Origin of the sequence: Micromonospora sp. NPDC005324, from assembly GCF_040607155.1 — a bacterium.
In the GTDB taxonomy this organism is placed as follows: Bacteria; Actinomycetota; Actinomycetes; order Mycobacteriales; family Micromonosporaceae; genus Micromonospora; species Micromonospora trifolii.
The window spans coordinates 59,607-80,553 of the sequence record NZ_JBEXGE010000029.1 but is presented as its reverse complement, the minus strand read 5'-3'; the positions used below and the strand labels follow the sequence as shown (position 1 = coordinate 80,553).

At 69.9% G+C, this 20,947-nt stretch carries 23 protein-coding genes; 8 read left to right on the top strand and 15 right to left on the bottom strand.

Annotated features, from left to right (window positions below):
• Nucleotides 1–32 precede the first annotated feature (32 nt).
• The gene (gene rfbC, locus ABZS40_RS26175) at nucleotides 33–656 is read right to left on the bottom strand and encodes a dTDP-4-dehydrorhamnose 3,5-epimerase (protein WP_238672307.1); all 624 of its coding nucleotides are present in this window, start codon (nucleotides 654–656) and stop codon (nucleotides 33–35) included.
• Complete coding sequence (gene rfbA, locus ABZS40_RS26170; protein WP_354946142.1) at nucleotides 653–1,543, bottom strand: glucose-1-phosphate thymidylyltransferase RfbA; 891 nt, start codon at nucleotides 1,541–1,543, stop codon at nucleotides 653–655. Before rfbA ends, rfbC begins: the two co-directional genes overlap by 4 nt.
• An 85-nt stretch (nucleotides 1,544–1,628) precedes the next feature.
• Here rfbA and rfbB point away from each other — a divergent pair, with 85 nt between their 5' ends.
• From rfbB to ABZS40_RS26140, 6 genes are read left to right on the top strand one after another with little or no spacing between them, the layout of a single operon-like run.
• Nucleotides 1,629–2,633, top strand: coding sequence for a dTDP-glucose 4,6-dehydratase (gene rfbB, locus ABZS40_RS26165; protein ID WP_354946141.1), 1,005 nt, complete (start codon nucleotides 1,629–1,631; stop codon nucleotides 2,631–2,633).
• A complete protein-coding gene (gene rfbD, locus ABZS40_RS26160; RefSeq protein ID WP_354946140.1) occupies nucleotides 2,630–3,517 on the top strand; it encodes a dTDP-4-dehydrorhamnose reductase in 888 nt (295 codons plus the stop codon). The genes rfbB and rfbD overlap by 4 nt, the downstream gene beginning before the upstream one ends.
• Nucleotides 3,514–3,885, top strand: coding sequence for a DUF2304 domain-containing protein (locus ABZS40_RS26155; RefSeq protein ID WP_030332916.1), 372 nt, complete (start codon nucleotides 3,514–3,516; stop codon nucleotides 3,883–3,885). The genes rfbD and ABZS40_RS26155 overlap by 4 nt, the downstream gene beginning before the upstream one ends.
• Nucleotides 3,878–4,579 (top strand): glycosyltransferase family 2 protein, encoded by a 702-nt coding sequence (locus ABZS40_RS26150; RefSeq protein ID WP_354946139.1) that lies wholly within the window; start codon nucleotides 3,878–3,880, stop codon nucleotides 4,577–4,579. The genes ABZS40_RS26155 and ABZS40_RS26150 overlap by 8 nt, the downstream gene beginning before the upstream one ends.
• Nucleotides 4,576–5,889, top strand: a complete 1,314-nt coding sequence (locus ABZS40_RS26145; protein ID WP_354946138.1) for a polysaccharide biosynthesis protein — start codon at nucleotides 4,576–4,578, stop codon at nucleotides 5,887–5,889. The genes ABZS40_RS26150 and ABZS40_RS26145 overlap by 4 nt, the downstream gene beginning before the upstream one ends.
• Nucleotides 5,886–6,914 (top strand): glycosyltransferase family 2 protein, encoded by a 1,029-nt coding sequence (locus ABZS40_RS26140; RefSeq protein ID WP_354946137.1) that lies wholly within the window; start codon nucleotides 5,886–5,888, stop codon nucleotides 6,912–6,914. The genes ABZS40_RS26145 and ABZS40_RS26140 overlap by 4 nt, the downstream gene beginning before the upstream one ends.
• Nucleotides 6,915–6,977: 63 nt before the next feature.
• Here the strand turns inward: ABZS40_RS26140 and prcA are convergent, their stop codons facing one another.
• The 10 genes from prcA to ABZS40_RS26090 all read right to left on the bottom strand — a co-directional run bounded on the left by prcA (nucleotide 6,978) and on the right by ABZS40_RS26090 (nucleotide 16,457).
• Nucleotides 6,978–7,799, bottom strand: coding sequence for a proteasome subunit alpha (gene prcA / locus ABZS40_RS26135; protein ID WP_354946136.1), 822 nt, complete (start codon nucleotides 7,797–7,799; stop codon nucleotides 6,978–6,980).
• A gap of 64 nt (nucleotides 7,800–7,863) precedes the next feature.
• Nucleotides 7,864–8,703 carry a proteasome subunit beta gene (prcB, locus tag ABZS40_RS26130; RefSeq protein WP_196926847.1) on the bottom strand — a complete coding sequence of 280 codons (840 nt, stop codon included), beginning with the start codon at nucleotides 8,701–8,703 and terminating at the stop codon, nucleotides 7,864–7,866.
• Nucleotides 8,622–9,308 (bottom strand): endonuclease VII domain-containing protein, encoded by a 687-nt coding sequence (locus ABZS40_RS26125; protein ID WP_354946135.1) that lies wholly within the window; start codon nucleotides 9,306–9,308, stop codon nucleotides 8,622–8,624. The genes prcB and ABZS40_RS26125 overlap by 82 nt, the downstream gene beginning before the upstream one ends.
• A 21-nt stretch (nucleotides 9,309–9,329) precedes the next feature.
• Nucleotides 9,330–9,545, bottom strand: coding sequence for a ubiquitin-like protein Pup (locus ABZS40_RS26120; protein ID WP_030332902.1), 216 nt, complete (start codon nucleotides 9,543–9,545; stop codon nucleotides 9,330–9,332).
• A gap of 104 nt (nucleotides 9,546–9,649) precedes the next feature.
• Nucleotides 9,650–11,167 carry a depupylase/deamidase Dop gene (dop, locus tag ABZS40_RS26115; RefSeq protein ID WP_354946134.1) on the bottom strand — a complete coding sequence of 506 codons (1,518 nt, stop codon included), beginning with the start codon at nucleotides 11,165–11,167 and terminating at the stop codon, nucleotides 9,650–9,652.
• A 142-nt stretch (nucleotides 11,168–11,309) separates the two neighbouring features.
• A complete protein-coding gene (locus tag ABZS40_RS26110) occupies nucleotides 11,310–12,869 on the bottom strand; it encodes a DUF2142 domain-containing protein (protein ID WP_354946133.1) in 1,560 nt (519 codons plus the stop codon).
• Between the two features lie 57 nt (nucleotides 12,870–12,926).
• Nucleotides 12,927–13,859 (bottom strand): glycosyltransferase family 2 protein, encoded by a 933-nt coding sequence (locus ABZS40_RS26105; RefSeq protein WP_354946132.1) that lies wholly within the window; start codon nucleotides 13,857–13,859, stop codon nucleotides 12,927–12,929.
• A gap of 2 nt (nucleotides 13,860–13,861) precedes the next feature.
• Nucleotides 13,862–14,809, bottom strand: coding sequence for a Gfo/Idh/MocA family oxidoreductase (locus ABZS40_RS26100; RefSeq protein WP_354946131.1), 948 nt, complete (start codon nucleotides 14,807–14,809; stop codon nucleotides 13,862–13,864).
• Nucleotides 14,802–15,902, bottom strand: a complete 1,101-nt coding sequence (locus ABZS40_RS26095) for a DegT/DnrJ/EryC1/StrS family aminotransferase (protein ID WP_354946130.1) — start codon at nucleotides 15,900–15,902, stop codon at nucleotides 14,802–14,804. The genes ABZS40_RS26100 and ABZS40_RS26095 overlap by 8 nt, the downstream gene beginning before the upstream one ends.
• A 21-nt stretch (nucleotides 15,903–15,923) precedes the next feature.
• Nucleotides 15,924–16,457: an acyltransferase gene (locus ABZS40_RS26090; RefSeq protein ID WP_354946156.1), complete on the bottom strand. Its 534-nt coding sequence runs from the start codon at nucleotides 16,455–16,457 to the stop codon at nucleotides 15,924–15,926.
• Between the two features lie 108 nt (nucleotides 16,458–16,565).
• On the opposite strand from ABZS40_RS26090, the gene ABZS40_RS26085 reads away from it, so the two are divergent.
• Nucleotides 16,566–16,976 (top strand): GtrA family protein, encoded by a 411-nt coding sequence (locus ABZS40_RS26085; protein ID WP_354946129.1) that lies wholly within the window; start codon nucleotides 16,566–16,568, stop codon nucleotides 16,974–16,976.
• A gap of 82 nt (nucleotides 16,977–17,058) precedes the next feature.
• Here the strand turns inward: ABZS40_RS26085 and arc are convergent, their stop codons facing one another.
• Nucleotides 17,059–18,843, bottom strand: coding sequence for a proteasome ATPase (gene arc / locus ABZS40_RS26080; RefSeq protein ID WP_354946128.1), 1,785 nt, complete (start codon nucleotides 18,841–18,843; stop codon nucleotides 17,059–17,061).
• A 178-nt stretch (nucleotides 18,844–19,021) separates the two neighbouring features.
• Between arc and ABZS40_RS26075 the strand changes: the two genes are divergently transcribed.
• A complete protein-coding gene (locus ABZS40_RS26075) occupies nucleotides 19,022–19,315 on the top strand; it encodes a ferredoxin (protein ID WP_091408893.1) in 294 nt (97 codons plus the stop codon).
• A gap of 49 nt (nucleotides 19,316–19,364) precedes the next feature.
• Here the strand turns inward: ABZS40_RS26075 and ABZS40_RS26070 are convergent, their stop codons facing one another.
• Together ABZS40_RS26070 and ABZS40_RS26065 are read right to left on the bottom strand one after the other, a co-directional pair.
• Nucleotides 19,365–19,937, bottom strand: coding sequence for a hypothetical protein (locus tag ABZS40_RS26070; protein ID WP_354946127.1), 573 nt, complete (start codon nucleotides 19,935–19,937; stop codon nucleotides 19,365–19,367).
• 46 nt (nucleotides 19,938–19,983) lie between these two features.
• Nucleotides 19,984–20,937 (bottom strand): tRNA (adenine-N1)-methyltransferase, encoded by a 954-nt coding sequence (locus ABZS40_RS26065; RefSeq protein ID WP_354946155.1) that lies wholly within the window; start codon nucleotides 20,935–20,937, stop codon nucleotides 19,984–19,986.
• Nucleotides 20,938–20,947 lie beyond the last annotated feature (10 nt).

Sequence of the window (20,947 nt, the reverse complement as noted above, 5' to 3'; positions counted from 1 at the left end):
CTGTCAGACCACAGGTCGTGCCCCGAGCGCGGTCACATACCGGTTGAGTGCGACATTCCGTCCGGACCGAGGCTCGCCACGAAGCGCCGGCAGCTGTCGTACTCCGGAAGCAGCCCCCGCTCGCGGGCCTGGGCGAGGGTCGGCGCCGCGTCGTCGCGCGCGGACAGCAACGGAACGTCGGCGGGCCACTCGATGCCCAGTTCCTCGTCCAGCGGGTGCACCGCGTGCTCGCCCGTCGGGTTGTAGGTGGCAGAACAGAGGTAGCTCAACGTCGCGTCGTCGGTCAACGCGCAGAACCCGTGCCCCAGCCCCTCGCTGAGGTAGACCGCCCGGCGGTCGGTGTCGTCCAGCCGGACGCCCTCCCAACGACCGAAGGTCGGCGAGCCCACGCGCAGGTCCACGATCACGTCGAGGACCGCGCCCCGCACACAGGTGACGTACTTGGCCTGCCCGGGCGGGACGTCGGCGAAGTGGACGCCGCGCACCACGCCCCGCGCGGAGACCGACAGGTTGGCCTGGGCCAGCCGCAGCGGATGCCCCACCACCTCGGCGAGCTTGTCGAAGCGGTACCACTCCATGAACATGCCGCGCGGGTCACCGTGCTGCTGGGGGGTGATCTCCCAGGCGCCCTCGATGCTCAGCTCCCGGATCTTCACCAGGAACCCCCGTCGCCGCCGGCCTGATCGCTGAGCAGACCGAGCAGGTAGTTGCCGTAACCGCTCTTGGTCAGCGGCTCGGCGAGCGCGCGCAGCTGCGCGTCGTCGATCAGGCCCGCCCGCCAGGCGACCTCCTCGACGCAACCGATCTTGAGACCCTGCCGCTCCTCGACCACCCGGACGAACTCGGCGGCCTGCATCATCGAGGTGAACGTGCCGGTGTCCAGCCAGGCGGTGCCCCGGTCCAGCACCGTCACCGCCAGCTCCCCGGTTTCCCGGTACACCTCGTTGACCGCCGTGATCTCCAGCTCGCCGCGGGCGCTCGGGGTGAGCTTGCGGGCGATGTCGACCACCCGGTTGTCGTAGAAGTAGAGGCCGGGTACCGCGTAGCGGGACTTCGGCCGGGCCGGCTTCTCCTCGATCGAGAGCACCCGACCATCGGCGTCGAAGTCGACCACGCCGTACTCCTGCGGGTTGGCCACCTGATAGGCGAAGACCCGCCCGCCGACCGGGTCACAGTGGTCGGCGAGCTGCCGACCCAGCCCCACGCCGTGGAAGATGTTGTCGCCGAGGACCAACGCCACCGACTCGGTGCCGATGAAGTCCGCGCCGAGGATGAACGCCTGCGCGATGCCCTCCGGGCGCTCCTGGCTGACGTACTCCAGCCGCAGCCCGAACTGGCTGCCGTCGCCGAGCAGCCGACGGAACTGGTCCTGGTCGTCCGGGGTCGTGATCACCAGGATCTCCCGGACCCCGGACATCACCAGGGTGGAGAGCGGGTAATAGATCATCGGCTTGTCGAAGACCGGCATCAGCTGCTTCGAGACCGCCCGGGTGATCGGCCAGAGCCGGGACCCGGTGCCGCCGGCAAGTAGGATTCCGCGCACCGGGGAAGCCTAGCCGCACCCGCACACGTTGTTCGGGGGTCTCATACCAGGCGCCGTGTCGCCCGTCGCGTATACTTCCGGACCCGTGAGGATCCTCGTCACCGGCGGAGCCGGATTCATCGGGTCGGAGTACGTTCGCCTGCTACTGGGCAAGCCCCTCGGCAGTGCAGACGGCGTGCCGCCGCTCGAGCCGGCCGCAGTGACCGTGCTGGACAAACTGACCTACTCGGGCAACCTGACCAACCTCGACCCCGTCCGCGAGGACCCGCGACTGCGGTTCGTGCAGGGCGACATCTGCGACCCGGTCGTGGTCGACGAGGTGGTCGCCGAGCACGACGTGATCGTGCACTTCGCCGCCGAGTCACACGTCGACCGCTCGATCGCCGGCGCCGCGCCGTTCGTCACCACCAACGTGCTGGGCACCCAGACGCTGCTCGACGCGGCGCTGCGCCACGGCACCGGCCGGTTCGTGCACGTCTCCACCGACGAGGTCTACGGCTCGATCGACGAGGGCTCCTGGACCGAGACCTGGCCCCTCGCCCCCAACTCGCCGTACTCGGCGTCCAAGGCCGGCTCCGACCTGCTCGCGCTGTCGTACCACCGCACCCACGGCATGGACGTGGTCGTCACCCGCTGCTCCAACAACTACGGCCCGTACCAGTTCCCCGAGAAGGTCATCCCCCTGTTCGTCAGCAACCTGCTCGACGGCGGCACCGTCCCCCTCTACGGCGACGGCGGCAACATCAGGGACTGGCTGCACGTGCACGACCACTGCCGCGGCATCGCCCTGGTCCAGCAGAAGGGCCGCGCCGGCGAGGTCTACAACATCGGCGGCGGCACCGAGTTGACCAACAAGGAACTCACCGGTCTGCTCCTGGACGCCTGCGACGCCGGGTGGGACCGGGTCGTCCCGGTCACCGACCGCAAGGGCCACGACCGCCGGTACTCCCTCGACATCACCAAGATCAGCGAGGAGCTCGGCTACCACCCCAGCATCACCTTGGACGAGGGCCTCGCCGACACCGTCCGCTGGTACCGGGACAACCGCAGCTGGTGGGAACCCCTCAAGTCCGCCGCGCCGACCGCATGACCCGACTCCTCGTCACCGGCGCGGGCGGGATGCTCGGCCGGGACCTGGTCACCGTGCTGGGGGCACGGCCCGACCTCAAGGTGACCGCCGCCACCCGCGCCGACCTGGACGTCACCGACCGCGCGGCGGTACACGCCGCCGTCGCCGGGCACGACCTGGTGATCAACGCGGCCGCGTGGACCAACGTCGACGCCGCCGAGGCCGACGAGGCCGCGGCGACCGCCGTCAACGGCCACGCCGTGGCCAACCTGGCCGCGGCGTGCGCCTCCGGCGGCACTCGGTTGATCCAGGTCTCCACCGACTACGTCCTCGCCGGCAACGATGACACCCCCTACCCGGAGGACGCGCCCACCGCGCCGGTCAACGCCTACGGCCGCGGCAAGCTGGTCGGCGAAGAGGCCGTCGCGCGGCTGCTACCCGACACCGGGTACGTGGTGCGCACCGCCTGGCTGTACGGCGCGCACGGCCCGAACTTCGTGGCCACCATGCTCCGGCTCGCCACCCAGCACGAACACCTCGACGTGGTCGACGACCAACACGGCCAACCCACCTGGTCGTACGCGCTCGCCGAGCGGCTCGTCGCGCTCGCCGACGCGGCGCTGGCCGGTCACGCGACGCCCGGCGTCTACCACGGCACCTGCGCCGGGCAGACGACCTGGTACGGGCTGGCCCGCGCCGCGTTCACGCTGGCCGGTCTAAACCCGGACCGGATCCGACCCACCACCAGCGACCGGTATCCGCGTCCCGCCCCCCGGCCTGCGTACAGTGTGCTAGGGCACAGCCGCTGGGCAGCCGTGGGTCTGCCCCCGCTTCCGGACTGGCACAGCGCCCTGGTTGACGCGTTCCACTCCCCCGCTCCACCCGCCCCGTGGAAGGTCGCATGAAGCTCACCCTCGTCACCGGCCTGACCGGCCTGCTGCTCCTGGGCACCATCGTCGAGCTGCTGCGCCGCCGTCAACTGCGCGAGAAGTACGGCATGCTCTGGCTCGCCGTACTGGTCGTCGTGATCCCGCTGTCCCTGTTCCCCCGGCTGCTCGACAACGTCGCCGAACTCCTCGGCGTCGCCTCCGGTGTCAGCCTGGTGCTCTTCCTCGGCATCGTCTTCCTGCTGCTCGTGTGCGTGCACCTGAGCTGGGAGGTCAGCGCCCTCGAAGAAGAGACCCGCACCCTGGCCGAAGACTTCGCCCTGCTCCGCGCGGAGATCGACGCGGATCGGGCGGCCCGTGACGAACTGGTGTCGACCGATGGTTAACGGCAAGCGCACACTGATCATCATTCCGGCCCTCAACGAGTCGGGTTCCATCGCCGACGTCGTCGGTGAGGTTCGCGGCGAGCTGCCCGGTGTCGACGTACTCGTCGTCGACGACGGCTCCACCGACCGCACCGCCGCCGTCGCCGCCGCCGCCGGCGCCCAGGTCGCCAAACTGCCGTACAACCTCGGCGTCGGTGGGGCCATGCGCCTCGGCTACCGCTACGCCCGCGACCACGACTACGACGTCGCCATCCAGATCGACGCCGACGGCCAGCACGACCCCCGGTACGTGCCGAAGCTCGTCGACCTCCTCGACGACAACGACCTCGTCATCGGCGCCCGCTTCGCCGGCGAGGGCGACTACATGGTCCGCGGCCCCCGCCGCTGGGCCATGGTGATGCTCTCCGCCGTGCTGTCCCGGGTCGCCCACACCAAGCTCACCGACACCACGTCCGGCTTCCGGGCCGCCAACCGGCGGGTCATCGAGATGTTCGCCACCTGGTACCCGGCCGAGTACCTCGGCGACACGGTGGAGACCCTGGTACACACCGCCCGCCGTGGATACCGCATCCGGCAGGTGCCGGTCGCCATGCGCAAGCGGATGGCCGGCACGCCCAGCCACTCCCCCGCCCGGGCGATGATCTACCTCGGCCGCGCGTTCGCCGTCCTCACGCTGGCGCTCATTCGCCGGTGATCCAACGCCTGCTACGCCTGATCCCGCCCGGCACCATCGCTGTTGGTGCCGGGCTGGGCCTTCTTGGCCTCGCCTCCTACGTCCACCTCGCGGTCGCCGGCCACAGCCTCAGCAAGGCCGACTACTCCTCGCTGTCGGTGCTCTGGTCGATCGTGTTCACCCTCGGCATCGGCGTGTTCATGCCGATCGAGCAGGAGGTCGCCCGCGTCGTCGCCGCCCGGCACAGCCAGGGGCTGCCCCCAGGGCCGGTGCTGGCCCGCGGCGTCACCGTCGCCGCCGTGCTGCTCGCCGTGCTGGTGTTGGCCGTCACCATCGGCCGTCAGCCACTCGCCGACAAGCTCTTCGCCGGTGACGGCAACCTGGTCACCGTGCTGATCGGCGCACTCGCCGCGATGGCCGTCGCCTACGCCACCCGCGGCGTCCTCTCCGGCCTGCAACTGTTCCCCTGGTACGGCACCCAACTCGGGATCGACGGCGGCCTGCGCATCATCATGGTCGCCCTGCTCGGGCTTGCCGGAGTGACCTCCCCCGTCTGGTACGGGCTGGTCCTCGTCGCCGCCCCGCTGGTCAGCGTCCTGCTCACCCTGCCGCCGGTGCTGCGCGCCATCGGTGCAGGCCCGCCGGTCGCCTGGGCCACCCTGCTGCGCGGCCTCGGCCTGCTCACCGCCTCCAGCCTGCTCTCCCAGGTCGTGGTCAACATCGGCGTCATCAACGTGCAGCTGCTCGCCCCCTCCGACGCGGCAGCCGCCGGTGCGCTGCTCTCCGCCCTCGTGCTGGTCCGAATCCCCCTGTTCGTCTTCGGCTCCCTACAGGCGTCACTGCTGCCCGGCCTGGCCACCACCGCCACCACCGGCGACCGGGCCGGCTTCCACAGCCTGCTGCGTCGGGCGCTCGGCATCGTCACCGCGCTCGGCCTCACCGGGGCCCTCGGCGCCGTGCTGCTCGGCCCGTGGCTGGTCGGCACACTCTTCGACGCGCCCGGCGTCCTCGGCCATGGCGACTTCGCCTGGTTGGCGGCCGCCACGCTCGCCTACCTGTGGGCGATGGTGCTCGGCCAGGCCCTGCTCGCCCTCGACCGGCACCGCGCCCAGGCCCTCGCCTGGACCGCCGGCGTCGCCGCCCTGATCGCCGTGACGCTGATCCCGGCTCCGGTCACGCTGCGAGTCGAGTTGGCGTACACCATCGGCTCCGTCATCGTCGCCGCAACAATGGCGACACTGCTGCTGCGGGGCGGCGTCCGCCGAACCACCACCCCCAACCGGCCGCTCGCCGAGGCCGTCGCCCCTGCCGCATCCGGAGGCCTCCGATGACCCGCCCACAGGTGACCGCCGTCATGCTCGCCTACGGCGCCGAGCCGTACCTGGTCAACGCCGCCCGAGCCGTCCTGGCCAGCACCGACGTCGACATCGAGCTCGTCGTCGTCGACAACGGTTGCACCGGCGACGGCATCGACATCGTCAAGGGCTTCCCCCAGGTCCGGGTGGTCCGCCCCGAACAGAACACCGGCTACTCCGGGGGCTGCCGGATCGGCGCGGCCGAGGCCACCGGAGACTGGCTCGCCTTCGTCAACTCCGACGCCATCGTCGCTCCCGACGCCCTCGCCAAGACGGTCGCGGTCGCCGCCGAACCGGGCGTCGGCGCCGCCATGGCCTCCATCCGGCTCGCCGACACTCCCGAGCTGATCAACACCTCCGGCAACCCACTGCACTTCACCGGGCTATCCTGGGCCGGCGGCAACGGCGAGCCGGCCACCGCCCACGCCGTACGCGGCAGGGTGCCGTCGCTCAGCGGCTGCTGCTTCGTGATCAGCCGCCAGCGTTGGCAGGAACTCGACGGCTTCGCCGCCGAATACTTCGCCTACCACGAGGACACCGAGCTGAGCCTGCGGCTCTGGCAACGCGGCCTACGTCTGGAGTACGTACCCGACGCCGTCGTGCGCCACCACTACGAGTTCTCCCGCAACGACCTCAAGCTCTACCTGGTGGAACGCAACCGGCTCGTCACCCTGCTCACCGCGTACCAGACCCGGACGCTGGTGGTGCTCGCCCCGATGCTACTGCTCACCGAAGCCGCCATGCTCGCCGCCGCGCTCGCCGGCGGTTGGACCCGGCAGAAGACCCGCGGCTGGGGTTGGCTGTGGCGCAACCGGTCCTGGGTCGGCGCCCGCCGCCGTCAACTCCAGGCCGAACGCACAGTGCCCGACGGGGTGATCGCCGAGCTGATGACCGCCCGGGTCGCCCCCTCGAACGTCGACTCGCCGCCCGGCATGGGCGTGTTCAACGCCGTCGCCGCCGGCTACTGGGCCCTCGCGCGGCCCCTGCTCCAGCGCCGCTGACCACCGAACCACAACAGCGCCGGGGCCCGCGTGTGCGGGCCCCGGCGCTGTCTCGTCACCTGATCAGCTGTCGGCTTGACCCGGCCGGTCCTCCAGGTCAGCGGACCCCGCCGAGCTGGTCGGCTTACCGGCCTCCCCGGTCGGCACGCTCGGCGTGTCCGGCCGGTCGCTGGTCGGCGGCGCCGACTCCCCGTCCAACAGCGCGGTCAGCGCAGCCCCGGTGATCCGCCGGAACGCCCGGCCGACCCGCTGCCGGTCCAGCACCGCCACCTCGAGCTGGTTCGCGGCGATCGTCCGGGCGGCGCCACCCTCACCACCGACAGTGCTCAGTGCCTGCACCGCGACCTGGACCGCCTCCCCGAGCGACATGTCCGGCCGGTGGTTGGACTTCAGCACGCCGGTGATGGCCTCAGCCTGACCACCCATCGCCATCCGCCCAGGCTCGTCGTTGACCGAACCGTCGTAGGTGAGCCGGTACAGCTCGTCGTCAGCGGCAGTGGCCCCGACCTCCGCCACACAGATCTCCACCTCGAACGGCTTCGACTGCTCGGTGAAGATCGCGCCAAGTGTCTGCGCGAACGCGTTGGCCAGGGCCCGACCGGTGACGTCCCGCCGGTCGTAGCTGAGCCCGTTCAGGTCGGCCATCCGCACGCCGGCCCGCCGGAGGTTTTCGAACTCGTTGTAACGGCCGACCGCGGCGAAGCCGATCCGGTCGTAAATCTCACTGACCTTGTGCAGGGCGCTGGAGAGGTTCTCCGCGACGAAGAGCACCCCGCCGGAGTAGCTCAGGACCACTGCGCTACGCCCGCGAGCAATGCCCTTACGGGCCAGCTCGGAGCGGTCACGCATGATCTGTTCGGGCGAGGCGTAGAACTGCATGGCCACGGCGGCGGTTCTCCTAACGGCGCTGTGCTGACGACTGCTGGCTGGTGGGGGTGGTCGGGCGGAACTAGCCGCCCGGGTTTTCCATCCGGCCGGCGACCACGCCCTCGGCGATCGTCGCCGTCTCGGCGTCGGTGAGCCGGTAGGTGCCCTCGGCAGTCGCGGTCATCACCACGGGGTAGATGCGCCGGGTCAGGTCGGGCCCGCCGGTCGCGGTGTCGTCATCGGCCGCGTCGTAGAGCGCCTCGACCGCCAGCCGCGTCGCGTCCTCGACGGACAGCCCGACCCGGTACCGCTTCTTCAACGCTGACTTGGCGAACAACGACCCGGACCCGATCGCGTCGTAGCCGGTCTCCTCGTACGGGCCACCGGTCACATCGAAGCTGAAGATCCGACCGGCCCGCGCCGGGTCGGCGGCGGCCAGGTCGAACCCGGCGAAGAGCGGCACCACTGCCAACCCCTGCATGGCCGCCCCCAGGTTGCCCCGGATCATCGAAGCCAACCGGTTGGCCTTACCGTCCAACGAGAGCATCGCGCCCTCGATCTTCTCGTAGTGCTCCAGCTCCACCTGGAACAGTCGCATCAGCTCGATGCCGATACCGGCGGTGCCCGCGATGCCGACCAGCGAGTACGCGTCGGCCGGATGCACCTTCTCGATGTCGCGCTGGGCGATCAGGTTGCCCATGGTGGCCCGTCGGTCGCCCGCCATCACCACACCCTCGGCGGCCGCGATGGCCACGATGGTGGTCGCGTGCGGCGCCAGGTCGGCGGCCATGCCCGGCGGCAGCGGTCGCCGACCGGGCAACATCTCGGGGGCCACCCGACTCAGAAACGTCGTGAAGGAGGACGTCCCCGCGTTGGTGAACACATCTGGTAGACGCCCGGATGGATCAAAGCCCGCTGCCACGTGGTTCCTCTCAGGTACGTGATCGCCCTGGCCAGCCTCATGGGACTGTCACGGAACTGGCCAAGACCACCGTTGCAGTTGAAGCAGAGTATCCCGCGCACCCATCCGGTGCGATGATCGTGGTCCAGATGTTGCGGGTCGGCGCGGCCACAGATCGCGCAGAGCCCGCCCTGCTCGGCCAGGAGCTCCTGAAACTCTTTCTCACCCACGCCGTACCGCCGCCGCAGGTGGTACTCGCGGTTGCCTCCGTAGAGGCGCTCCTTGGTCTCCCTGGTCTTCGTGTTGTGGCAGGGCTTGCAGTAGGTGGCACAACCGGAAGCATCCGCCCGGTTACGGGGAAAGGCATCGAACGGCTTGACCGCACCACAGTCCGGGCAGTACTTGTAGCCCGCCGGTACGACGCGACCTTCGCGTACCTCACGATCGAACTTGGCCCTCACCCGGCGCGCATAGCTCGCCTTGGATCGCTCGTTGAAGCAGAGCTTGCAGTAGCTGCCCCGACCGCCTGGCCGCTTGGAACTCACGCAAAATTGATCGAGCGCCTTCCATTCGCTGCAATCCCGGCAGCGACGGAGCCCGTCCCGATCATCACCCGCAATAGGCATGTCCGAATTAGCACTATATGCTCACTGACCTCCTTTTTGTACGTAACCCCTCACGAACTCCTCTGCGTTTTCTTCGAGGACGGAGTCGATCTCGTCGAGGAGGTCGTCGACGTCCTCGGTGATCTCGGCGTGCCGCTCGGCCACCTCGGGGTTGGCCTCGGTGGTGACGTCCTCGATTTCCTCGCCCTGACGGGACTTGCCGGACTGCGACTGGCCGCCGCTGTCATGAGTGGCCACTGCTGCCTCCTCCACGATCGTCTGCGATGAACTTACCTCGCGCGGGCGACGAAAAGCCCGCCGCGCGCCGGCTTGCGGCACACGACGGGCTGACGAACCCGGAATCAGCCCCCGGTCAACGTCTCCAGCAGGTCCTTGGCGCTGGCGCAGCGGTCGAAGAGAGCACCGACGTGCGCGCGGGTGCCCCGCTCCGGCTCCATCATCGGAACCCGGACCAGCGACTCGCGGCCCACGTCGAAGATCACCGAATCCCAGCTCGCGGCGACCACCTCGGAGGCGTACTGGGCGAGGCAACGACCGCGGAAGTAGGCCCGGGTGTCCTCCGGCGGCTCGGTCATCGCGCTGCGCGTCTCGTCGTCGGTGAGTAGCGTCTTCATCGCCCCCCGGCTGACCAGCCGGTGGTAGAGACCCTTCTCCGGTCGGACGTCGGAGTACTGGAGGTCGACGAGCTGGAGCTTGTGCGAGCCCCAACCGAGCTTCTCCCGCTCCCGGTAGCCCTCCAGCAGCCGCAGCTTGGCGACCCAGTCCAACTCGTCGGCGCAGAGCATGGGATCGCGACCCAGCCGGTCCAGGACGCTCTCCCACCGGTCGAGCACGTCGACGGTCTGCTCGTCCGCGTCGGTGCCGTACCGGTCGTCGACAAAGGACCGGACCCGCTCCAGGTAGGCCCATTGCAGGTCCAGCGCGGTGAGCCGGCGGCCGTCGCGCAGTCGCATCCGATACGTCAGGGAGGGGTCGTGGCTGACGGCACGCAGCTCGCTGACCGGGTCGGCGATGCCGAGGTCGGCCCCGAGCGCCTTCTCCTCGATCATGGTGAGGATCAGGGCGGTGGTGCCGACCTTGAGGTAGGTGGAGATCTCGGAGAGGTTGGCGTCGCCGATGATGACGTGCAGCCGGCGGTACTTGTCGGCGTCGGCGTGCGGCTCGTCGCGGGTGTTGATGATCGGGCGCTTGAGCGTGGTCTCCAGGCCAACCTCGACCTCGAAGAAGTCGGCGCGTTGGGAGATCTGGAAGCCGCTCTGGCCGCCGTCCTGGCCGATGCCGACCCGGCCGGCGCCGCAGACGATCTGCCGGGTGACGAAGAACGGCGTCAGGTACGCCACGATGTCGGCGAACGGCGTCTGCCGGCGCATCAGATAGTTTTCGTGGGCGCCGTAGCTGGCGCCCTTGTTGTCGGTGTTGTTCTTGTAGAGGTGGATCGGCTGGGTGCCCGGGATGGTGGCGGCCCGGCGGGACGCCTCGGCCATCACCCGCTCGCCGGCCTTGTCCCAGCGCACGATGTCCCGGGGGGTGGTGACCTCCGGCGTGGAGTATTCGGGGTGGGCGTGGTCGACGTAGAGGCGTGCGCCGTTGGTGAGTATCACGTTGGCCAGGCCGAGGTCTTCGTCCGCGAGTGCCTCGGCGGGGTCGTACGCGGCGCCGGAGTAGGTGAAGCCGCGAGCGTCGCGCAGCGGCGACTCTTCCTCGTAGTCCCACCGGGCCCGGCCGCCCCGGTTGAGCTCCGGACGCGCCCCGTAGGCGTTCACCACCTGCGATGAGGTGACCATCGGGTTGGCTCCGGCCTGCCCGGGCACGGAGATGCCGTACTCGACCTCGGTGCCCATGATTCGCCGTACGCTCATGCCGCGCCCCGCTTCAGCTCGCTGACGTACCGGTCGACGCCCACCGCCGGCCGGCGCGTTACCGCTCGATCGGCCCTGCACTCCAGCCTAGTCCGAATCCGACAGCAACGCCCGCACCGGGCGTGGTCGGCCGGTCGGCCGATCAGCGCAGATCCGTCGCCGGTGTCTGCTCGGCGATCGCGGGCGTCGGCTCGTCGGGCTCGCTCAGTGGGCGCATCGACACCCGCCAGGCGAGGACGCCGAGCAGGGTCAGGCCGAGCACGCTCGCCAGCAGGGGCGTGATCGAGCCCAGTGGCGGGTGCCAGTCGCCCGCGAAGGGGTTGAAGGTGCGGAAGGTCAGGTATCTGGGCAGCCCGTCCTGCCACCGCACCATCGTCAGGATCAGCGTGAAGAGTTGGATCGGCAGGAGCAGGATGACGCTGAGGCGGACCAGGGTGCGGCTGCGGGTGGCGTCGAGCCCTCGTTCCTCCCAGACGTACGCGGCGAACAGCATCACCCCGCCGAGCATCGGCAGCATGTAGCGGCCCTGGGTGACGAACCCGGTCTGCTTGACCAGGGCCACCTGCATCACGGACGGCACGACGGTGCCGGCGACGACCAGGACGAGCAGCCGCCAACGGTCGACCAACCGGCCGAAGACGAACGCCCCGATCAGCAGCGTCGCGGCGACGAACTGCCAGGTCAGGTAGATCGGCGCGGGCATCCGGGTGTCCAGCCACGACGTCACTCCGACCATCTGGTCGAGGTAGCTGCGCCACCGGTCGGCCTCGGCGAGGGCGGCCTGGCCGTAGGTGTACACGTGGCCGCCGTACTTGCCGAGGTCGGAGGACTTCATCACGACGCCCCAGCCGACCGCGGTGAGGGCGGCGACGGCGATGCCGCCAACCCACCACCAGACGGCCTTCTCGCGCACCAGCCGGCCGACGTTGCTCTGCCGCCAGGGGAAGGCGAAGGCGACGAACGCCGCGGCCAGCCAGAGCGGCCCGGTCTGCCGCAACATCGCGAGCAGCAGGCCGCTGATGCCGGCCAGGATGAGCAGCCCGTGGTGCGGCTTCGGTCGGCGGTCCAGGAAGAGCGGGATGGTCGCCGCGAAGAACGCCACCCCGGCGGCGATCTCCACGCCGTTGGGGTTGACGGCGCTGGCCATCTGGGCGGCCATCGGGGTGACGGCGACCAGCAGGCCGGCGACCATCAGACGACGCCGGGACCAGTTCACCGCCACGACGAACGCGCTGGCCAGCAGCGCGGCGGCGATGCCGGCGCTGATGAACCGGGCGAGCAGCACCCCGGACCAGCCCGGCCAGAGGTCGAGCGGCCAGCCCACCAGGGCGTAGTAGACGGGGTGGTAGCGACCGGCGCCGGTGCCGGCGCGTACGGGGGTGTCGTCGCTGCCCGGTGGGACCGCGCAGGCGGCGGAGACGGCCGGCTTGAACTGCCAGCACTGCTCCCTGACCAGGCCGGCGGGCACGTCCTGGAAGGCTCCGGAGCCCTTCTTGGCGGCTGCCGGCGGCGGGGCGATCTCCCCCGCCGCCACACCGGCGGCGCGGATGATGTGTTCCCGCTCGTCCGGTGTGCCGTCGTAGGGGGCGGCGACCGACCAGGCCCCGATGGTCAGCAGGAAGCCGACGAACGCCAGGATCCAGACCCGGCGGGCGCCGGCGACGGCGCGGTCGCCGTCGCCGGCCGCAGGTTGTTCGGTCATCGCGGTTCTCTGCGCTGCCTTTCAGGGGGCGTGGATCGGATCAGGGCCCGGTACCGGTCAGTCCGGCGTCGACTGGATGTCCAGGGTGAGCGCGGAGATCAGCATGTGGATGCCGGTCAGCAGCGGCCCGACGCAGAGCAGGACGCTGCCGGTGGTGGCGACCGGCGGGCCCAGCGTCTCGGCCAGCACCCAGATCCCCCAGCCACCGCCGAACAGGATGAGGAACAGGCCGGTGAAGAAGAGCAGCGCGACGGCGGAGAACGAGGCGAGCACGTGCTTGAGCAGCATCCGCCGCCAGAAGCCGCGGAACAGGAGGCTGGCGATGCGGGGGGCCACCCGGTGGATGCGCATCGTCGACACCTCCTCGCCGTAGCTGGCGGGGATCGGCACGTCCTTGGCTCGGGCGTTGGCGATGTTGAGCCAGATCAGGAGGTCGTTCTCGAATTCGTAGCCGCGGGCCACGGCGGCGACGTTGAGCCGCAGCAGGGCCGAGCGGGACACCGCTGTGTAACCGTTCTGCGGGTCGAAGAGGTTCCAGTAGCCGCTGGCGACCTTTGTCGCGAACGACAGGGCGACGCTCCCCAGCATCCGTACGGCCGGCATGTCGGCGAACGACGTGCGGGAGAAGAAGCGGTTCGCCTTGGTGAACTCGTAGCCGTCGTCGCAGATCGGGTCGAGCAGCGCCGGCAGGTAGGTCGGGTCCATCTGGGCGTCACCGGCCATCACGACGTTGATGTCGGCGCCCAGGGCGAGGGCACGCTCGTGCCCATCCATGATCGAACCACCGACGCCGGTGTTCTTCACGTGGTCGATGACGACGACCCGCGGGTCGCCCACCGCGCGGGCGCGCTCGGACGTGTCGTCGGTGGAGCAGTCGTTGATCACCACGATGAGGTCCACGAAGTCGGGCATCGTGGTGATCGTCTTGCCGATCAGCCGGCTCTCGTTGTAGGCCGGGACGACGGCGGCGACCTTCTGACCCTTGTACATGCTCAGCCGACCAGGGCGGTGTCGCGGATCTGGAGGCACACGTCGAGCGCGGCCAGGCCGTCTTCGCCGCTGACCACAGGTCGGCGACGGTTGACGACGCAGTCGGCGAAGTGCCGCAGCTCGTGCATCAGCGGTTCGCCGTGCTGCGAGAGGAAGGGGATCTCGACCCGCCCACTCTGCCGGTAGCGCACGCCGCCCTCGGAGAGGAACTCGGAGTGCTCGATGCGGTGCACCTCGACCTGCTGACGCAGCAGGTCGGCGATGACGCAGTCATTGCGCTGGGTGAGGGTGACGCGGCGGATCTTCTGCTGGCTGACTCGGCTCGCCGTGATGTTGGCGATCATGCCGTTCTCGAACATGAGCAGGGCGAAGGCCAGGTCCTGCTCGGCGGAGCGGACGATCCGGGTCGCCGCGCGGTGCGTGACGATCTCCGAGCCGGCCACCGTCCGTGCCAGGTCGACGTCGTGGATCATCAGGTCCAGCAGGACGTCGGCGAGGGCGCGGTTGGAGAACGGGCCGACCCGGGTGATCTCCAACGACAGTGGGTCGTCCACCAGTTGGAGGAGCTCCGTGACCGCCGGGTTGAAGCGCTCGACGTGGCCGACCATCAACACGCGTTCGTGCTTCTCCGCGAGGTCGATGAGGTGCCGCGCGTCGGCGACGGAGGTCGCGATGGGCTTCTCGACGAGCAGGTCGCGGCCGCTGCGCAGGATGCGCGCGCCCAGTTCGCCGTGCGTCTCGCTCGGGGTCGCCAGGATGGCGGCGTCCACGCCGGCCAGCGCCTCGTCGAGGTCCGTCGTGTACTGCGCACCGATGGCCTTGGCCAGGGTGGCGGCCCGCTGGGGGTCGGGATCGCAGACCGTGGTGACGGTGACGTCCGGCGTGGAGCGGGCCACGCGACCGTGGTTCGCGCCCATGATGCCCGCGCCGATGATCGCCAAATTAGGCATTGAACGCACCTCGTACGGCCTCGATCACCTGGTCGACGTCGTCGTCGGCCAGGTGCTGGTGAACAGGAAGGGAAAGCGCCTCTTCGGCGGTGCGAAGGGCACGAGGGGTCTCGTCCGTGCCGATCTGGGGGTGACCCACGTAGCAGTCGTAGTGGTGCATGAGGCGGGGGTAGTACAGACCGTAGCCGATCTCCCGCTCGTCAAGCCGCTTGCCGAGGTCGTCGCGGCTCAGTGGCGCGTCGGCGTCGATACGCACTGTGTACTGGTGCCAGACGTGGCTTCGCCCAGCCGGCACCGACGGGGTGGTCAGCCCGGGCAGGTCGGCGAGGCCGGCGCTCAGCCTCGCGGCGTTCGCGGCCCGGCGGGCCGTGGTCTCGGCCAGCCGGCCGACCTGCGGCACGGCGATGGCCGCCTGGAGGTCGGTCAGTCGCCAGTTGTGGCCCGGCGCCTCGTACTGGTAGCGCACCCGCATGCCCTGGTTGCGCAGCAGCCGGAGCCGGTCCGCGATGGCGTCGTCGGAGGTGGTGATCAGGCCACCTTCGCCGCACTGCAGGTTCTTCGTGGCGTACATGGAGAAGCAGCCGACACCGAACGAGCCGACCGCCCGGTCGCCGACGCGGGCGCCGTGCGCCTGGGCGGCGTCCTCGACGATCGCGAGCCCGGCGGCGTCGGCGATCGCGGTGAGGGCCGGCATGTCGGCGGGCAGGCCGTACAGGTGCACCGGGAGGATGGCCTTGGTCCGTGGGTTGACCAGCGCCTGGACCGAGTCCGGGTCGATGGTGAAGTCGTCACGGATGTCGGCGAAGCGGACCGTCGCTCCGGACTCGAGGATCGCGTTCAGGGTCGCCGCGAAGCTGAAGGGAGTGGTGATCACCTCGTCGCCGGGCTGCAGACCGAGCGCTTCGAGGGCGGCCACCAGGGCCACCGTGCCGTTGCTGACGGCCACGGCGTGGGGGACGCCGCAGAGTTCCGCGAAGGACCGCTCCAGTTCGGCGACCATCGGCCCCTGAGCCAGCCTGCCGGACCGCAGAACCGACAGGACAGCGGCCTCTTCCTCGGGGCCGATGACCACCGAAGTGATGGGAATAGACATGGGGGTTATCTCCTGAGAGGTTCAGCGGCCTTCGAGTACGCCGGCGGGCAACTGCTCGTCGCCGCGGGCGACCACCTCGCCGTTGCGGTCGACCCAGCCGAGATGCCGGGCCGGGTTGCCGGCCACGAGTTGGTACGGCTGCACATCCCGCGTGACGACCGCACCCGCGGCCACGAGGGCGAACTCCCCGATCTCGGTGCCGCAGACGATCGTGGCGTTGGCGCCGATCGAGGCGCCCGTGCGGACCAGGGTCGGCGTGACCTTCCAGTCCGGGTTCTGGGCGCGCGGGTTGAGGTCGTTGGTGAAGACCGCACTCGGGCCGACGAACACCTCGTCCTCGAGCGTGACGCCGTGGTAGACCGAGACGTTGTTCTGCACCTTGACGCGGTCACCGATGGTGACCCCGGCGTCGACGAACACATTGCGGCCGAGCGTGCAGTCGGCGCCGATGCGGGCGGTCGACCGGACATGCGTCAGATGCCAGATCCGAGTCCCGGCTCCGACCTCGGCCCCGGCTTCCACCTCGGCTGTCGGGTGGACGGAGACGCTCGGCATGTCGGTCACTGAACACCTTCGGGGGGTCTCGGGGCGATCGCGGGACGGGGAGACGATAGCGTGCTCCACCGTGACGACACATGGCGGGTCCGCATCCAAGGTTCAGCGATGAGGGCGGCCTCGGCGACGCTCGCCGGGCTGACACGCCGCAGCGAGGTGCGGTTTCTGATCGTCGGTGGTCTCAGCGCGATCACCGACACCAGCGCGCTCTACCTGTTCCACGGTGTGCTGGGGGTGTGGCTGCCGTTCGCCACGGTGCTCGCCTTCGCCGTGGCGTTCGTGGTCAACTTCGGGCTCAACCGCGCATGGTCGTTCGGCTCGACCGGCGACGTCGGCGGTCAGGCCTGGCGGTATCTGCTGCTGGTGATCGTCAACCTGGCCCTCACTGTCGCCCTCGTGCAGGGGTTGACCTGGGCCGGCCTTCCGTACCTGGTCGCGAAGGTGCTCACCACCGGGGGCCTGGCGGTGCTGAATCTCTTCGTCTCCCGCAAGTGGATCTTCACCGACGGCGGGAGCTGACCCACGGGACAGCCCACCGGACGCCGGCGGAACGACAACCGGGGCGGCGCGTCGAAACGCGTCGCCCCGGTTGGCGCTGGTCCTACAGGTACTGACCGGTGTTGCTGGCGGTCTCGATGGACCGGCCGGCCTCGGCGCCCTTCCCGCCGGAGACGAGCGTGCGGATGTAGACGATCCGCTCACCCTTCTTGCCGGAGATGCGCGCCCAGTCGTCGGGGTTGGTGGTGTTGGGGAGGTCTTCGTTCTCGCGGAACTCGTCGACGCAGGCGTCGAGCAGGTGCTGAAGGCGCAGCCCCTTGCGGCCCGAGGTGAGGAACTCCTTGATGGCCATCTTCTTGCTCCGGTCGACGATGTTCTGGATCATCGCGCCGGAGTTGAAGTCCTTGAAGTAGAGGACTTCCTTGTCACCGTTGGCGTAGGTGACCTCGAGGAATCGGTTCTCCTCGGTTTCCGAGTACATCCGCAGCACCACGGCGTCGATCATCGCCGCGACGGTCGCCTGGGGGTCGGTGCCGTGTTCGGCCAGGTCGTCCGGGTGCAGGGGCAGCCCGGCAAGGATGTACTTGGAGAAGATGTCCTTGGCCGCCTCGGCGTCCGGTCGCTCGATCTTGATCTTCACGTCGAGGCGACCGGGGCGCAGGATCGCCGGGTCGATCATGTCTTCCCGGTTGGAGGCGCCGATGACGATGACGTTCTCCAGCCCCTCCACGCCGTCGATCTCGCTGAGCAGCTGCGGAACGATGGTGTTCTCCACGTCGGAGGAGACACCGGAGCCGCGGGTCCGGAAGATCGAGTCCATCTCGTCGAAGAACACGATCACCGGCGTGCCCTCGCCGGCCTTCTCCCGGGCGCGCTGGAAGATCAGCCGGATGTGCCGCTCGGTCTCACCGACGTACTTGTTGAGCAGCTCCGGGCCCTTGATGTTGAGGAAGAAGCTGGTGTGCTTCTCCTTGCCCTGCCGCTCGGCGATCTTCTTGGCCAGCGAATTGGCCACCGCCTTGGCGATGAGCGTCTTGCCGCAGCCGGGCGGGCCGTAGAGCAGGATGCCCTTGGGTGGGCGGAGCTGGTGCTCACGGAACAGGTCCGCGTGCAGGAACGGCAACTCCACAGCGTCGCGGATCTGCTCGATCTGCGACTGGAGGCCACCGATGTCGCCGTAGTCGACGTCGGGCACCTCCTCCAGGACCAGCTCCTCGACCTCGCTCTTCGGGATCCGCTCGTACGCGTACGCCGAGCGGGGCTCGATCATGAGCGAGTCGCCGGCCCGGATCGCCGAGCCGATGAGCGTCTCGGCGAGGTGCACGATGCGCTCCTCGTCGGAGTGGGAGACCACCAGCGCCCGGTCGCCCGGCCCGCCGTTCGGCCCCTCCAGGATCTCCTTGAGCATCACCACTTCGCCAACCCGCTCGTAACCGAACGCGTCGACGATGTTGAGCGCGTCGTTGAGCAGGACCTCCTGGCCACGCCGCAGGTCACCCACCTCGAGCGAGGGCGAGACCGCGACCCGCAGTTTGCGGCCACCGGTGAAGACGTCCACAGTGCCGTCCTCGTGCTTGGCCAGGAAGACTCCGTAACCGCTCGGCGGTTGCGCGAGCCGGTCGATCTCCTCCTTGAGCGTCACGATCTGCGTGCGAGCTTCCTTGAGGGTGCTCACCAGCCGGTCGTTGTTCTCGGTCAGCCGCGCCAACTGTGCCTGGGTGGCCGCCAGCCGCTCTTCGAGCTGCCGGACGTGTCGGGGGCTCTCGGTCAACTTGCGCCGCACCAGGGCGAGTTCCTCTTGCAGGAACGCGACCTGCGTGGAGAGATCGTGGGCTTCCTTCTCCCACCGTGCGGCGCGCGAGTCCGCGTCGTCGCTACGTGCTGCCACGTCCCACCTCCCCGGGGGGCTTGAACGTTCTGCCCTAACACTAGCCGCTATGAGGCCGATTCGGTCCCACGCAACACCCTCGTCACCGAACCTTGATCGCCAAGGGTGGCCTGACGGGCCGTTACCGGCGTTCGGGTACCGTCGGAGCGTGGCACGGGAGAACATGGGGGGTGCACAGGTGGCCGAGGTCGCGACCGACGAATTGCAGGTCTGGGTCGACCAGGACCTCTGCACGGGCGACGGGCTCTGCGTGCAGTACGCGCCGGAGGTGTTCGAGTTCGACATCGACGGCCTGGCCTACGTCAAGGGCGTCGACGGTGAGCTGCGGATGGCGCCCGGCAGCCGGGTCGACGTCCCCGCCCACCTGCGACTCGAGGTGATCGACTCCGCGAAGGAGTGCCCGGGCGACTGCATCCACGTGGTGCGCGGCGACGGCGTCGAGGTCGCCGGCCCGGACGCCGAGGAAGACTGACCCACCGGCCGGGCCGCGCGGCCCGGCCGGGTCCAGAATGGGGTACGCCTCAGAGCATCGGCCGGCCGACCACCGAGGCGACCAACCGCGCGAACTCCTCCAACCGGGCGATCTGCCCGGCCCCGCCGTCGTCGAGGGTCTTGCCGAAGCGCAGCGCGTCGTGCCGGGGTGTGCCGACCATCTCCTCGCTCGGCGGCGCCTCGTCCAACGACGTGAGCAGCAGGTAGACGTCGATGCTGTCGACCCGGATCTCGCCGCTCTCGGCACGGTTGAGCCGCCGTCGGCAGCCCACCTCGGTGACTGTGGAGACCGGCACCACCCGCAGCGACGAGGTCATCGAGCCCGGCGGGCCCTCCTCCGGCGGCACGTCCTCGCCGTGCCAGAGGATGAGCCGGCTGCCGTCGCAGATCACCACCTCCTGCCACACCCCGTTGACCTCGTTGACGAAGCGTTCCAGGGTGAAGCCGAGCACCGACGCGCCACGCAGCACGCCGCCGAGCGCCTCCAGGGCGACGTCCGGGTCGCGCAGGTAGGCCCGCGCCGCCGACTCCAGATCCTGGTAGGGCGACCAGTCGGGAAAGACCGCGGGGAGGTCTCCACCGCCGTAGCCCGGTCGGCTCATGCCAGCGTCTCCCCCTGCTCGGCGCTGCCGACACCCAGCTCGTTGGTCACGGCCTGTCCATCTCCCCCGCACCGTTGGGTTGCGCGTCGGCCGCCTGCGCGGCAGCGGCCTGTCGGGCCGCCTCCGCCTCGCGCAGGTCCTGGCGGCGCTGCGCGTACGCCTCGGTGCCCTTGCTGGGCTTGCGCCGGCGCGGCGGAGCGGTGACCCCCGGGGCCAGCTTGCGCGCGGACACCAGGAAGGCGGTGTGCGCGATCATGCGGTGGTCCGGGCGGACGGCGAGGCCCTCGGCGTGCCAGTCGCGCACCAGCGACTCCCAGGCCCGGGGCTCGGTCCAGCCGCCGCGCTCGCGCAGCGCCTCCACCAGCTCGGAGAGCTGCGGTGTGGTGGCGACGTAGCCGATGAAGACCCCACCGGGCACCAGCGCCCGCTCGACCATGTCGAGGGTCTCCCAGGGGGTCAGCATGTCCAGGATGATCCGGTCGAAGCCGGTCTCCTGGCACTGCGCGACATCGCCGACGTGCAGGTTCCACGAGGGGTGCGGCCCGTTGAAGAACGCCTCGACGTTGCGCTTGGCGATCTGGGCGAAGTCGTCGCGCAGTTCGAACGAGTGCAGCTCGCCCTCGGTGCCGACGGCGCGAAGCAGGGAGCAGCTCAGCGCGCCGGAGCCGGCGCCGGCCTCGAGGACCTTCGCGCCGGGGAAGATGTCGCCCATCGCGACGATCTGCGCGGAGTCCTTCGGGTAGATCACCTGGGCGCCGCGCGGCATGGACAGCACGTAGTCCGACAGGAGTGGCCGCAGGGCCAGGAACGCGGTGCCGCCCCCGGAGGTGGTCACCACGCTGCCGTCGGGGAGCCCGATCAGCGCGTCGTGCGCCAGGATGCCTCGGTGGGTGTGGAACTCCTTGCCGGGCTCCAGCGTCACTGTGTGCATCCGCCCCTTGGGGTCGGTCAGCTGGACCCGGTCGCCGGGCCGGAACGGCCCTCGGTGCACGGGTGTCAGCGCCGGGTTG